The following is a 12863-nucleotide window of genomic DNA, read 5'->3' on the forward strand; positions in this document are numbered from 1 at the left end:
CAGACGACAACACCAAGCCCGCATCAGTCACTACAAACGACGCGGGCACAGCCCATGACAACTGCCCAGCAATCAGAACAAGCACCGTTGCAGTATTACGAGTTGGTGCGTGATAGCGGGTGAGGTGTCGTGCCAGGTGGATGGCATGATCCCGCTGTGGCGATCATGGTCAATCGGGCGGTACTGGCGCATCGGCTGTTCACGGGGATCTCTCGGTCTCATCTTGCCTGTCTGGTCGAAGAGTTGGCCGAGCCGTGGCAGGCCGGGGTCGAAGGTCGTCGGCATGCGACGCGGGGCGGGGCCAGGAAGCGGGCCGCGGGTGCCGGCGCCCGCCATCAGCTGGTGTTCGTCGACAGGCTGGTGGCCATACTGATCCATCTGTGGCACGACCTGCCGCACTCGGTGCTGGGCCTGCTGTTCGGTGTCGACCGTTCCACGGTCATCCGGGCGATCGGAGAGGTGCGCACGCTCCTGGCGGAGCGGGGGTGCGCGGTTCCCGACCGTCCCGGCCTGCGGCTTCGGACGCTGACGGATGTATTTGCCTATGCCCAGGCCGAAGGCATCGAGCTGCGGCTGGACGCCACCGAGATCCGGGTCCGCCGGCCACCGGCCGGCCGCGGCGGACGTCGTGCCTTCGTCTCGGGCAAGAAGAAGCAGAACACGATGAAGGCCACCGTGATTGCCGACTGGCGAGGCCGCACGTTATGGGCCGATGCCCTGCGACCTGGGCGTATGCACGACGCCACGGCCGCCCGCGACGAAGGCATCTGCGTCTGCTTCCGGCACTTCCCCGACGTCGAAGTCCTCCTGGACGACGGCTACCTCGGCCTGAGCCGCGACCACCGTGGCCAGGCGATCGCACCGCCCAGAAAACCGTGGCCGGGAGCATTGCCCGGCAGAGTCGAGCAGTGGGAACGGGACCGCCACGGGCACTCGTCCGACCGCATCACCGTCGAACACGCCCTTGCCGATCACAAACGCTGGAAGCAACTGACCCGCTGGACACACCAGCGAGATGTCCTGCCCGACACCTACCGCGCCATCACCGGCCTCGTCTCCGACCGCACCGCCAACATCTGAAAACCGGCCACGGCACAGCCGAACACACCTCACCCGCTATCACGCACCAACTCGTTAGCCTCAGCTCTGTCCAACGGGGACGGACGCCGTAAGAGCCACCGTTCTCACGGCGTACAGGGCGGGTCCGGCGGGCAGTCGAAGGATGCCTGAGCCGGTGGGACGGTCGCACACGGCATCCGTGAGGCCGGGGTCCTGGAGGTCGCCGTGGCGGTCAAGGATCTGTTGGGTGAGGGTGAGGACGCCGAGGGTGAGCCGGACTCCGTTCAGTGCGAGGACAACGGCCCGTCGCGCGCCGCAGTACACGGTGGCGGCCTCGCAGAGCCAACGCGCCTTGGAGCCGGCCAGGACAGCGTCGGGCAGGCTGACACCCCACCCGATCAGAGACTGCTGCACAGTCAGACGGACCTGTAGCGGGAGTTCGGCGTCTGCAGCGGGCAGCGTCCAGATTGTCTGCATGGGTTTCCGGACGGGGCGCAGGCGGCCGTGTGGCGGCAGCCTTACCAGGTCGGGCGGCCAGGGGCGCTCTAAGCTGGGGGACAACTCCGCGTGGAGCGCGCGGCCTTCAGGGGTGCTGTCGGGGGTCATCGGCGATGTCCTCACAGGGCGGGGAGGCTGGCAGCTCCCGGTGCTCGGCAGGGTGGCAAGGCTTCGAGGTGGTGTCGTCGTCGGCCGGACGGCGGCAACAACAGGCCGGCAAGGGGCGACGAGTTGCATGCCTCGTCCACGCTGTCGTCCCGTCCGGCCTTGTGTGTCTGCGAGGGGGGATGGGAGCCGCAGTGCGCCCTCGGAGTGCGTCACGGTGAGGACGATCTCGACTTACCGGGTCTTGCCTAGAGCGTGGAGCACGGAGTTGGCCGCGAGTTTGCTGACGATGAGCTGCCTGTCGGTGCGTGCAGCATCGGGGATGCCCCAGTCGGTGATGTCGCTGGCGACGTGGGTGCGCACTTCGCTCACCGTGCGCGAGCTGGGCCGGGACGAACGCAGGCAGGCAATCGCGGAACAGGATGGAGCGGCGCTGCGGGGTTGCGGTGGGTGTGGCGGGGCGAGAAGACATGGCCCCCGTTTTCCGGGAAGGCGTCACGGTTCACTCACCAGGTCGACTTCAGCCCATATGGTCTCGGTGCCGTCTTTGTGGATGCTGTGGCCAAACTGTTCACCGGTTTCGACGAGTAATCGAAGAAGCCTGAGACGGTCGGGGTCCGCGAGGGAGGCGGGCAGCTCGGCCTCGATGCGGATCCGCCCACCGGTCCGGTTCTGGCTTGGCGGCGTGTTGAGGGTGGCCATGAGCATGGCGACGATGTCGGTGGCCTTCGAGTTCACGGTTCTCCCACCCACGTCGCATCACTCAACGTATTTCTAATGCATTAGGTTGGGGCTGATGCATTAGGTTGTCAACCGATATGCGTGAAAGGGAACTTGAATCACCCGTACAGGGAGTCCGCATGGGCCTCGTCGAGCCGCCGCAGCACCAGCAAGTCGCTGACGACCTGCGCCGTCGACTCGCCGCCGCAGAATGGCGGCCCGGCGACCGCCTGCCGTCCCGGGCTCATCTCGCCCAGCAGTACGGTGTCGGTACCAACGTGTTGCAGAAGGCCGTGGAACGCCTGATCACCGAAGGGGTCCTGGAAGGGCGGGCCGGATCGGGCACCTACGCCGCTCCGCTGCGCGAGCGGCGCCGCATGGTCCGCTCCCGGCCTCGCGAGCACCGCGGCGGAAGCCCCTTCCTCGCCGAGATGGACAAAGGCAGCCGCAGTGGTGCGTGGGAAGCCCATACCAAGGTACGTACGCCGGCCCCCAACGACATTGCCCGCCGTCTGGGGATCGCGACAGGTGATCTGTGCGTACGCACCGATTACGAGTTCCTCGCCGACGGGCGCCCCGCCCAGCTCTCGGTCAGCTGGGAACCCATGGCCATCACCGGCCAATCCCCCATTATTCTCCCTGAGATGGGGCCGCTGGCCGGCAAAGGCATCGTGGAGCGAATGCAGTCGATCGGCGTCACCATCGTGCGAGCTGTCGAAGTGCCCCGTCCGTGCCGAGCCAGCCAGGAGCAGGCAAATCTATTGGGTATCAACCTCGGTGACCTGGTCCTGAGCATCGAGCGCACGTACTACGACGACACCGGACGCGCGGTCGAAACGGCGGACATCACTGTCGCAGACGTCCGCTGGGAAGTCGCGTACGAGATCAGTATCGACCCGCTGGACTCCAAGCTCTTCGCGCCATAGACCAAACACCATTCAATGAGGCGCAGCCACCCCCGACGTCGATGGGGGACGGCGGACCAGTTGCGCCAGGTGTCGTTTGGGCCCGGTACACAGTGCGGGCAGTAGGTGATCGCATCGCCCCAGAACGCGGCACCCCCAGTCGGAACGTGGGTGAGGCATACGTCGCCGAAACTCAGCAACAGGGGCGAACAGGAGCTTCTCGTTCCCTCAAGTACGTAATAGATACCTTCGGTGCCCGTGTGCAGAGGTTCCCCGCTCGCTGCTTTCGGTGGCCGCTGTTCCTTGGTCGACCGCGCCCCGACACCCGCACCGACGGACGCAAAAGCTTCACCTGGACCGACTACAGAGACCTGCTCCAGGCCGCCCACCAGCAGCTCGGCGGCCCGATCGTGCTCATCTGGGACAACCTCAACACTCACCTGCCAGCCGACCTGCGCCGCTACACCGCCGACCGCGACTGGCTCACCGTCTACCCGCTGCCCTCCGTTGCTGCCGCCCTGGCCCGAGCGGTCACCCGGGCCGAAGTCTGTGGCCGACCGGCTGTGCCTGCAGGGCATCCTGTACGTCCGGCACCAGGACATCGCCTGGCAACTGTTGCCCTTGAAGCCCGGCTTCGGCTCCGCACAGACATGCTGGCGACATCTGGAACGCCAGCAACAGGCAGGCGTGTTCGACCAGTCGCACCGCGTCCTGCTCGCGAACCTGAGAGCGGCCAGCGACCTCGACTGGACTCGCACGTGCAAGACGGCTGTACGCCTTGTCGCCCAGGAGGGACTCGGAGCGACGGTGGGGTGGACCGGACGTCCGGCGAGCGTGATGCCGCGTCCATCGTAGATCGGGTGGCGACTCCCGGGCTGCCCCCACCGCGAACTGCGCAAGCGTCGGATCGTCCGGTCGGTGCAGCGGTGGCGACGGGCGTGGGACAAGGACGGTCCACGGGCCCTGCAGTCGACCGGCTCGGTCTCAACGCCGCGGCTGGCTGCGGTGCAGTTCACCCAATTGGAGCGGGAACTGGCCAAGGGGCCCGTCGCGCACGGCTGGCCTGCCCAGCGCTGGACACTCTCGCGGGTCAAGACCGTGATCGGGCGGCGCTGCCATAAGAGTTACACCCTGCAGGGTGTGCCCAAGCTGTTGATCAGGAACGGTACTTCCTGCCAGGTGCCGGCCAGACGGGCCGTCGAACGTGACGAGGCGGCCATCACCGGCTGGGGGGGGAAGGAGACCTGACCGCAGGTGGAAGCACCGCGGCGGCGCTCGACGCCCGGATCGTCTTCGAGGACGAGGCCGGAATCGCGATGGGCTCTGCCAAGATTTCCGTGAGAGGTGACATTGGGTCACTTGCTCAAGCGAGCAGTACCCGCTTTCGGAGCAGCGCGAAGCTGGCTCGTCCGTACATCTGACGCTTGAGCATCTTGATCCGATTTACGTGTCCTTCGACGGGCCCAGAACTCCAGGAGAGAGTCAGTCCAGCAACGACAGCTTTCTCGTCACGCCGTAATCCGTCAGCCAGGGCGACCATTGTGGGAAGCCCGCTGGAACTGACGGCACTGAGCCATTCTTTAAGGTTCTCGCCGGACAGATTGCAAAGCATGCGGGCGAAGGTATGGACGTGGTCGCGGACAGTTGCCAACTCCGGGCAGCGGTGCAGGGCTTCATCGAGTTGTTGTTTCTCTGTCGGGTTCAAACGATCTGGATGCCACATGATCCAGTTGGTCACCTGTTGCGGCTTGAGGACGGGTATTGGTGAACGGATCGATCCCAGAGATGTCCGAAGGGGATGCAGGTAGTGCCGAACTGCTTGTGCAGTACGCCCTGGGTAGCCTAGCTCGCATATTTCGCGATACAGGAGTGAGGCGTTGGTGCAGCCTTCGTTCCAACGGCGAATTAGATAAGGCTTGTAGTCGTCCAGTGGTGTTGTGCGCATCGCCCCGTCGATGAGTCCATCCGGTACCTCTGCGCGGGCATAGCGCCGTGCTGTTGACCGGCCCATTCCAAGTTCCCGGCTGATATCGCTGATTGAACGGCCCCGTGCGAACAGTCGCTGAACCTCTCGGTGGCGTTGACGGGTTCGAGTCGCGAGCCACTTCTCACGGCCGGTGTCAGGGTCGACCGTGGATGGAGGAGCGGTGGCCAAGCGTCTGGTAGAGGGGGCGGTCAGCGCCGGTGGGACGAGGCAGGCGCGGTGGGCGATGACGGTTCTCTCGACAGCGTGCGCGAGGTTGTCCCATAAATGCCAGCGATCAGCTACTTGTAGTGCTTGAGGCGCACCCGCTTTCGCCGCTTCAGCGTAGCCGCCTGCCCGGTCCCTGCAGAGTATTTCGACACCCGGATGCTCGGACAGCCAACTGGCTACCAGTTCTTTCTCTCGCCCTGGCAGCAGATCCACGACCTCGTGACTTTCGGCGTTGACCAGGACGGTCCCGTACTTCCTGCCGCGTTTGGTCGCGAAATCGTCTACCCCGAGAACTCTTGGCTCCAGCAAGGGAGGTCAGGCAATGCAATCACCATGTTGAGCAAGGTGGTTCGGCTGACGGTGACGTGGAGTGCCGCTGCCAGTCTGGCGCCAGCCCGGCCGGCGAGGGCCAAAGCTATTTCGTGAAGCATGGCAGCCAGTGTGGTAGTGCGCCGTCCGTAAGGAACAGTCAGGCCGTCAATCTGTTCAGTAAAGGACCGGCGTCTGCACTCAAGTGCATCGCAGTAAAGTCGGCGCACGGATAGTTGAACAACCACGGAGCGTCCGCCTACGGGAGCGTCATCCAGACTTCGTTGATACCAGCTGTGCACACGAACGGAATTCGCACCGCAGTCTGGACATGGACGCGCAACTTCACGGGCACGCGCATCGACCCGTACTACGCACCCGACTAACGACACCCTCCCCACCAGCACCGCAGCCAGATGCGGGAACAACACACGAAGCAAGTTGTCGCACACACTCGACGATGCCAGCGAAGTGACCCAATGTCATCTCTCACGGAAATCTTGGCAGAGCCGCTCGATGACGCCGCCCGCCTCCCGCACCTGGGCCCGGCGCGGGCACACCTTCGTGATCGGGGCCCGCGGACGCTCCCGATGCAACATCTCCATAACGGCGCTGACCTGCTACAACCCCGGCGAATGCTCCAGGCTGATCTACCGGCCCCGCCGTGACGAGGGTCGGCACGACGGACACAAGAGCTTCGCCTTGACCGACTACCGCGACCTGCTGATCGCCGCCCACCACCAACTCGGCGGCCGGATCGTGCTCGTCTGCGAGTTCAATCTCAGTAGTAGTTCACCGCCATTCCCTGCCCGTCGCATCGAAAGGCAGCATCACGACGACAGCCCACAACTCCAACACCCCGCGGAGGTTGGCGCCTCCAGGCGAGACCTCTATGCCGCGGCGTAGCTGAGGAGGAGATCCTGAGTGCGCTCCAGGTCCCGCTCCGTGCGCAGCTGCAGTTCCAGGTCTCCCGGGCCGTGGTGGCCGAGCCACGTCACGTCCCGGGTGAAGCCAAGGATGAGGTCGACTTCGTTTGGGGTCGGCCTTGAGGTAGACGAGGATCTTGGTCTGCTGCGGCGGACAGACGCTGGCGAAGTTCCGCAGCCGTCGGTAGGCACCGTACTGCTTGTGCTGGACCCGGGCGAGGCCGTCCCCGAGCCCGACCAGGACCTCGTCGACCGCCTGGGCCAGCTTGGCCATCGCACCGTCCTGCTTCCGCACCGGCACCCCGGCCGCACGGAGGCGTACCGGCTTTTGCCGGGGTGGGTGCTCCGACACGGAACCCACGGTCTCAAGGCCGAAGTGGTCGCTGCCGAAGTGCCGGTAGCGGACCAGGTCGATCGAGCGCCGGTGCTCGCGCACGGCATGCGCGTCGTAGCGGGTGAAGTCGTCGGCCACGCAGATCAGCCGGGGTGCGCTCCACAGGGTCTGGGACTTCGCCCGGATCGCCGTCATCGCCTCGTCCAAGGAAGCGGCGAGGGCGGCCGGGGCCTCGACGGGTGCACGTATGTAGCGGTACACGGTCGCGATCCCGATGCCGAACCCGGCGGCGAGCTGGGCGTAGGTGTCACCGCACCCTAGGCGGGCCAGGGCGAGCAAGACCTGACGTGCGGCGGGAAGATGCCACCACCGCGTCCCGATCTCTTGCCGCCGGGCTGTCAGTTGCCTGAGTCAGGAATCGCCAGATGTGGCTGGGCAGATCAATCGAGGACGGGTAGGCACGCATGCGAAGCTCTTGGCGGACACGGGTGATCTTGGTCTAGAACCCGACTACCAGGAGCTTCGTCGTTACGCAGGATAATCCAACTCGCGATCAGCGCAGCCAACTTGGCAAGTGCTCACCGTTGCCTTCCCTGTCGCTGCTGCTCGCTCAGGTCGCTGCCGCCTCAGGCGCCGCCGAGCAGGCGCGAGAGTCCCTGGTCGAGGGCGAGGCTCTCCTCCTGGCCACCTGCGGGCATCACGGCGTACGACTGCGCCAGAAACCGGCACAGCACCATCTTGTCGAACTGCACCAGGGCCAGCCCCTGGTGCGAGCGGAACTCAATGACCGTCCGCGCCCGCCCGCACGGCCAGATGTGCACGTCACCGCCGCCCGCCGGCGCACTCATCCCCTCCTCCAGGAGCTGCCGGGCGAACATCCAGGTGACCTCCGCACCGTCGAGCGACGCCTGCGAGGGGAAGACCATCTGGATGGCCACTGGGTCCTCCGCTGAGTAGCGCAGGGTGACGGGCAGGGCACGTTCGCGACCCGCGGGGGTGATGAGACGGGCACGTGCGGGCTGTTCGAGGGTGACGACCATGAGCGGGGCTCCACTTCTGGTTCTTCTACACTCGGTATGCGGATGCAGTGACTCCTGTGCCTCATGACCCCCGATAAAGGGGGCATTGCACCGACTTCCCGAGATACGTATGCGACTTCCGCCAGTCATCGATCTTCACTTGGACATTCGCTTCTTAGAGTTGGGGACTCTCGAAGTGGAATCAAGAAGGCGCTGCACCATACTGCCTCGTCAATAATTCCTTGCCTCCACTGATACGGACCGAGCGAATCGATAAGCAGCCGAGACCCCAAAGGAATCCACAAATAGGCGAGCGGAGGACATGGACGCCGATCTCGATTCAAGAGCAGGGCCTACGCCAGCTTCCACACGTCAACTTAGTTAATTCTGAGCAAGCCAACGAAGGCCCGGCCGCAGATGAGGGGGCCATGGCGGCCAGCCAGGCCTTTCGAAACCTGATCCTAAGCGGCCTTTCGATCAGGGGCTACCGCGAACATCAAATATCGCGATAGGTAATACCTTTCACGGCGCGGGGCCAGGTCTTCGGGGACGAGGCGCTGGCTACCGCGATCCTTGACCGTCTCCTGCACCACTGCGAGGTCGTTCCGATCAACGGCAACAGCTATCGGCTCAAGAACCGCCTCCAGGCCATCGAGCGGGAAACCGAAGTGGCCTAGTGGTTGTCTGAGAAGCCCCGTTCAGGGCAAGCGGGTTGGTAGTCCCTGCGCTGATGGAGACCGAGATGGCCGGGGAACGGCGCGCGTATCCGACCGACCTGTCCGACGTGGAGTGGGCAGTGCTGGCACCGCTTGTGCCGCCGCCCAAACCAGGCGGGAGACCGTCGAAGCACCCCCGCCGCGAGATCATCGACGCCCTGGCCTACTGGATGCGGGCCGGCTGTGCATGGCGACTGCTGCCGCACGACTTTCCGCCGTACCAGACCGTCTACCACTACTGGCGGCAGTGGCGGATCGAGGGCCGCTGGGAAGAAATCCTCGCCGCACTGCGAGCCAGGGAACGTACTGGCCAGGGCCGTGAACCCACCCCGAGCGCCGGAGTGGTGGACAGCCAGAGCGTCAAGGCCACTGAACGCGGCGGCTGGCACGGATACGACGGCGGCAAGAAGGTGCTGGGCATCAAGCGCCACCTCCTCGTCGACACGTTCGGCCTGGTTCTGGCGGTCTGTGTCAGCCCCGCGAACGTCAGCGACCGCGACGGTGCCGCCGTGCTGCTGGCCCGGTGCGCAGGCAAGTTCCCGCAGCTCCGGCATGTGTGGGCAGATCAGGGGTATCGCGGCCGGGACTTCCTGGACTGGGTCCGTGAGGAAACCGGGATCACCATCCAGATCGTGCAACGGAAGGACGGTGGGTTCCGGCACACCTGGGCCAAGGCGGACGCGCCGCCGCGCGTGGTGCCGATGTTCACAGTGGTCCCGCGCCGGTGGGTCATCGAGCGGAGTTTCGCCTGGCTGGGCCGATACCGACGGCTCTCCAAGGACTACGAGTACCTGGCGAGCAGCCAGGAGAACGCGATCTACCTGGCAACAGTCATGCTGCTACTACACCGCACAGCGGCAAGAACCCAGCCCTGAACGGGGCTTCTCAGACACCCACTAGGCGGAACTCCCTGCCGGTCAGCACTCTTGCGGAAGCCGATGTACTGCGGCGGGCATTGGACGCTCTGTGCCGCTAGGTGGACGGCAAGGCCGCTGCGGCCAAGACAGCGCGGCGCAAGCGGGCTGCGTTCAACGAAGTTCTCAACACCGCTGTAGAGAATGGTTACTTCACGGAGAACCCCCTCAACGGGCTCAGGTGGAACGCTCCGGCCGTCAACGAGGAAGTGGACCCGGCTGCCGTCCCCTATCCGGCTCAGGGCGCCCGCCTGCTCACGGCGGTCGCCGAGTTGCGTGGGCGCGGTCCTCACCTGGAGGCGTTCTTCGGCTGCATGTACTACGCGGCCATGCGACCGGCGGAGGTCATTCACCTTCAGCTCGAGCAGTGGCATCTGCCCGAGACCGGGTGGGGGATGCTTAACCTTTCGGGCGGCGTCGTCACCGCAGGAAAGGAGTGGACGGACGACGGCGCGGTGCACGAGGTGCACTCGCTCAAGCGCCGTGCGGCTACTGCAACCCGGCCGGTGGCCATCCCTCCGCAGTTCGTGCGCATGCTCCTCGCACACATCGAACGTTTCGGTGTGGCGCCGGACGGTCGGCTGTTCCGGAACCAGGTCGGCAACTACGTGGACGCAGCCGCGTACGGCACGACGTGGGCACGGGCACGGAAGTACGTCCTGACGCGCACGGAACTCGCCTTCGGCCTGGCCAAGCGGCCCTACGACCTCCGGCGCGCCGGGATCTCGTTCTGGCTGTACTCCGGTGTGGACCCGGCCGAATGCGCTCGCCGCGCGGGTCAGGGCATCGAGGTCCTCTTCCGCCACTACGCCAAGTTCCTGGACGGAGTCCGGGAGCAGGCCAACCGCCTCATCGAGCAGTCCATGGCGGAGTGGGACCGCGTCAGCCAGGGCGGAGCGTCTGCCGGGTGAGCCGGGATCTGGACCGGAAATTGACCGGAAGAGCTGGTCAGGAACGCGATAGCGGAGGGAGAAACTGAGGGTCACAACGCAAACTGGGCTCTGCGCTGAACGGACCGAGTGGAAGGCGCCTGACGGGCAAACGCCCGGGTCAGGCGCCTTCTTTAGTGCTCCTAGAAGAAGCCGAGCTTCTTCGGCGAGTACGACACCAGAAGGTTCTTCGTCTGCTGGTGGTACGCGTGTGGCGACTGCGTTGATCTGCGAAGACGAGGGCGCTGTCGGTGATGGCCGCCAACTTGGTCCGAGAGTGGTCCGGATCTTGCGCGACGGAACACCTCCGCTCGCGCGGGGGGAACAAGTCCCGGTGTTCCCCGGCCACTTGTGCCTCCAGCCGACTCCCGCCAGGAGAGAGCCATGCCCGAAGTGCCCGGCATCCATCCCCGACGCACCAGGCCGCTCCCGGCCGGATCCTGCCCCGGACGTCGATTCCTTGCCGAGCGCGGTGTTCTCTGTGCCTTGCGCAAGGGCCGGTATCGCCCGGACGCGCACGACAGGTTCGCGGCAAGGAACAGGGGGCGTGAGCGGATCTGGGCCGTAGAACACGCCGCAATGCTGAACGTGTTGGAAGCCTGGCCCCGGCCGGGCCGTGCCTCTGCCTGTCAGGCAGCGTTTCCCGCCGAGGTCCGTGCGGCATCAGGGACCGGGACGGCGCCCGTGTCCTCGGCGACCGAGGCCTTGGCCGGTACCTCGATTCCGAGCTTCTCGAGGATCTTCTTCTCGATCTCGTTGGCGAGGTCGGGGTTGTCCTTGAGGAAGTTGCGGGCGTTCTCCTTGCCCTGGCCGAGCTGGTCGCCCTCGTACGTGTACCAGGCGCCGGCCTTGCGGACGAAGCCGTGCTCGACACCCATGTCGATCAGGCCGCCCTCGCGGCTGATGCCCTGGCCGTAGAGGATGTCGAACTCCGCCTGCTTGAAGGGGGGCGCGACCTTGTTCTTGACGACCTTGACGCGGGTGCGGTTGCCGACCGCGTCCGTGCCGTCCTTGAGGGTCTCGATGCGGCGGATGTCGAGCCGCACGGAGGCGTAGAACCGCAGTGCGCGACCACCGGTCGTGGTCTCGGGCGAGCCGAACATCACGCCGATCTTCTCGCGGAGCTGGTTGATGAAGATCACCGTCGTTCTCGTCTGGCTGAGTGCACTGGTGATCTTGCGGAGGGCTTGGCTCATCAGGCGGGCCTGCAAACCCATGTGGGAGTCGCCCATCTCGCCCTCGATCTCCGCGCGCGGCACCAGGGCCGCGACGGAGTCGATCACGATCAAGTCGATCGCGCCGGAGCGGATCAGGATGTCGACAATCTCCAGGGCCTGTTCGCCGTTGTCCGGCTGGGACAGGATGAGGTTGTCGGTGTCGACGCCGAGCTTCTTGGCGTACTCCGGGTCCAGAGCGTGCTCGGCGTCGATGAACGCCACCGAACCGCCGGCGTTCTGCGCGTTCGCTACTGCGTGCAACGTCAGCGTCGTCTTGCCGGAGGACTCCGGCCCGTAGACCTCCACCACGCGGCCGCGCGGGATGCCGCCGACGCCGAGCGCGACGTCGAGCGCGGTCGATCCGGTGGGGATCACCTCGATGGGCCCATCGGGCCGCTCGCCGAGGCGCATGACCGCACCCCTGCCGAATTTCCGCTCGATCTGTGCGAGCGCGGTGTTCAGCGCCTTTTCGTGATCGGTTCCTGCCATGAGCTTTCACCCGGTCCGATTGAGTGGCACGCCGCACGTCGGAGAACGTGAGCGTCTACGGCCGACAACGGACGCCTCGGAGGCCCCAGTAAACGAACATCCGATCGATTTGCTTGTCCGGTGAAAGGTACCAAACTGCGGGGGAGGGAGGGGGCGCGCACCGGACCGTTCCGGACGCAGGCCGCCCAGCTGTTCGCTTGCCCTCGCTGAACCACGGGTCGTTGAATGTCGTCACCGCTCCCGAGAATGCCCTCCACCGGCTTCGCGGATGTATGAGACCTCGCTCCGGCTGGCCTCCTCGCTGGCAGGAGGCGTACTCATCCCGTCCCGGCACACCCCATGATCATGCCGTCGAAGTACCGCGCGAGCGCCTGCTCGTGTCTCTTCCACGCTGTCGTGCCTACCCCGGAGGCCGGGTGGTGGAGGAGCCAGACCGTGGTGATACAGGCGATGCGGCGGTGTGGACGGTGTCAATGCCACCGACGCCAAGAGTGGTGATGCCGCCTTCGCCCCAGACGGGCGTGGAGTC

At 65.6% G+C, this 12863-nt stretch carries 13 protein-coding genes and 4 pseudogenes; 9 read left to right on the forward strand and 8 right to left on the reverse strand.

The annotated features are described in order from the left end of the window. Window positions 1-165 precede the first annotated feature (165 nt). Window positions 166-1080 carry a transposase family protein gene (locus ACFVYR_RS31735; protein WP_384259529.1) on the forward strand — a complete coding sequence of 305 codons (915 nt, stop codon included), beginning with the start codon at window positions 166-168 and terminating at the stop codon, window positions 1078-1080. Window positions 1081-1140: 60 nt separating this feature from the next. Here the strand turns inward: ACFVYR_RS31735 and ACFVYR_RS31740 are convergent, their stop codons facing one another. From ACFVYR_RS31740 to ACFVYR_RS31750, 3 genes are all read right to left on the reverse strand, one after another. Then, on the reverse strand, window positions 1141-1473 hold the full coding sequence (locus tag ACFVYR_RS31740; RefSeq protein WP_384259504.1) for a hypothetical protein: 333 nt from the start codon (window positions 1471-1473) through the stop codon (window positions 1141-1143). A gap of 423 nt (window positions 1474-1896) precedes the next feature. Further along, window positions 1897-2025: a hypothetical protein gene (locus ACFVYR_RS31745; protein WP_384259502.1), complete on the reverse strand. Its 129-nt coding sequence runs from the start codon at window positions 2023-2025 to the stop codon at window positions 1897-1899. Between the two features lie 132 nt (window positions 2026-2157). Continuing rightward, window positions 2158-2400, reverse strand: a complete 243-nt coding sequence (locus ACFVYR_RS31750; protein WP_384259500.1) for a hypothetical protein — start codon at window positions 2398-2400, stop codon at window positions 2158-2160. A 122-nt stretch (window positions 2401-2522) separates the two neighbouring features. Between ACFVYR_RS31750 and ACFVYR_RS31755 the strand changes: the two genes are divergently transcribed. From ACFVYR_RS31755 to ACFVYR_RS31770, 4 genes and pseudogenes are all read left to right on the forward strand, one after another. Continuing rightward, entirely contained in the window at window positions 2523-3308 is a 786-nt protein-coding gene (locus ACFVYR_RS31755) for a GntR family transcriptional regulator (RefSeq protein WP_384259497.1), read from the forward strand. 239 nt (window positions 3309-3547) lie between these two features. Then, window positions 3548-3808, forward strand: a pseudogene (locus ACFVYR_RS31760) (hypothetical protein); the annotation flags it as partial. A 28-nt stretch (window positions 3809-3836) separates the two neighbouring features. Next, on the forward strand, window positions 3837-4142 hold the full coding sequence (locus ACFVYR_RS31765) for a transposase (protein ID WP_384259495.1): 306 nt from the start codon (window positions 3837-3839) through the stop codon (window positions 4140-4142). Between the two features lie 150 nt (window positions 4143-4292). Then, window positions 4293-4535, forward strand: coding sequence for a winged helix-turn-helix domain-containing protein (locus tag ACFVYR_RS31770; protein WP_384259493.1), 243 nt, complete (start codon window positions 4293-4295; stop codon window positions 4533-4535). 115 nt (window positions 4536-4650) lie between these two features. On the opposite strand, the gene ACFVYR_RS31775 is transcribed toward ACFVYR_RS31770, so the two are convergent. Both ACFVYR_RS31775 and ACFVYR_RS31780 read right to left on the reverse strand, forming a co-directional pair. Next, a complete protein-coding gene (locus ACFVYR_RS31775; RefSeq protein WP_384259491.1) occupies window positions 4651-5790 on the reverse strand; it encodes an ISL3 family transposase in 1140 nt (379 codons plus the stop codon). Continuing rightward, window positions 5763-6242, reverse strand: coding sequence for a transposase family protein (locus ACFVYR_RS31780; RefSeq protein WP_389613337.1), 480 nt, complete (start codon window positions 6240-6242; stop codon window positions 5763-5765). Before ACFVYR_RS31780 ends, ACFVYR_RS31775 begins: the two co-directional genes overlap by 28 nt. A gap of 64 nt (window positions 6243-6306) precedes the next feature. Here ACFVYR_RS31780 and ACFVYR_RS31785 point away from each other — a divergent pair. Then, window positions 6307-6558 (forward strand): annotated as a pseudogene (locus tag ACFVYR_RS31785) (IS630 family transposase); the annotation flags it as partial. 663 nt (window positions 6559-7221) lie between these two features. Here the strand turns inward: ACFVYR_RS31785 and ACFVYR_RS31790 are convergent. Both ACFVYR_RS31790 and ACFVYR_RS31795 read right to left on the reverse strand, forming a co-directional pair. After that, a pseudogene (locus tag ACFVYR_RS31790) lies at window positions 7222-7516 on the reverse strand (transposase family protein); the annotation flags it as partial. Between the two features lie 160 nt (window positions 7517-7676). After that, entirely contained in the window at window positions 7677-8090 is a 414-nt protein-coding gene (locus tag ACFVYR_RS31795) for an SsgA family sporulation/cell division regulator (protein ID WP_384259486.1), read from the reverse strand. 500 nt (window positions 8091-8590) lie between these two features. Here ACFVYR_RS31795 and ACFVYR_RS31800 point away from each other — a divergent pair. The 3 genes and pseudogenes from ACFVYR_RS31800 to ACFVYR_RS31810 form a co-directional block, all read left to right on the forward strand. After that, window positions 8591-8746 (forward strand): annotated as a pseudogene (locus ACFVYR_RS31800) (ATP-binding protein); the annotation flags it as partial. 65 nt (window positions 8747-8811) lie between these two features. Next, window positions 8812-9660, forward strand: coding sequence for an IS5 family transposase (locus ACFVYR_RS31805; RefSeq protein ID WP_384259527.1), 849 nt, complete (start codon window positions 8812-8814; stop codon window positions 9658-9660). Between the two features lie 101 nt (window positions 9661-9761). After that, complete coding sequence (locus tag ACFVYR_RS31810; protein ID WP_384259483.1) at window positions 9762-10610, forward strand: hypothetical protein; 849 nt, start codon at window positions 9762-9764, stop codon at window positions 10608-10610. 647 nt (window positions 10611-11257) lie between these two features. Here the strand turns inward: ACFVYR_RS31810 and recA are convergent. Then, window positions 11258-12334 carry a recombinase RecA gene (gene recA / locus ACFVYR_RS31815; RefSeq protein WP_384259481.1) on the reverse strand — a complete coding sequence of 359 codons (1077 nt, stop codon included), beginning with the start codon at window positions 12332-12334 and terminating at the stop codon, window positions 11258-11260. Window positions 12335-12863: the final 529 nt, after the last annotated feature.

Source organism: Streptomyces sp. NPDC058284 (genome assembly GCF_042881135.1).
GTDB lineage: Bacteria > Actinomycetota > Actinomycetes > Streptomycetales > Streptomycetaceae > Streptomyces.

Bases quoted from the DNA above. Each gene is read 5' to 3' on its own strand.
- recA (WP_384259481.1), bottom strand. From the start codon at position 12,334: ATGGCAGGAACCGATCACGAAAAGGCGCTGAACACCGCGCTCGCACAG.
- ACFVYR_RS31755 (WP_384259497.1), top strand. From the start codon at position 2,523: ATGGGCCTCGTCGAGCCGCCGCAGCACCAGCAAGTCGCTGACGACCTG.
- ACFVYR_RS31735 (WP_384259529.1), top strand. From the start codon at position 166: ATGGTCAATCGGGCGGTACTGGCGCATCGGCTGTTCACGGGGATCTCT.
- ACFVYR_RS31805 (WP_384259527.1), top strand. From the start codon at position 8,812: ATGGCCGGGGAACGGCGCGCGTATCCGACCGACCTGTCCGACGTGGAG.
- ACFVYR_RS31795 (WP_384259486.1), bottom strand. From the start codon at position 8,090: ATGGTCGTCACCCTCGAACAGCCCGCACGTGCCCGTCTCATCACCCCC.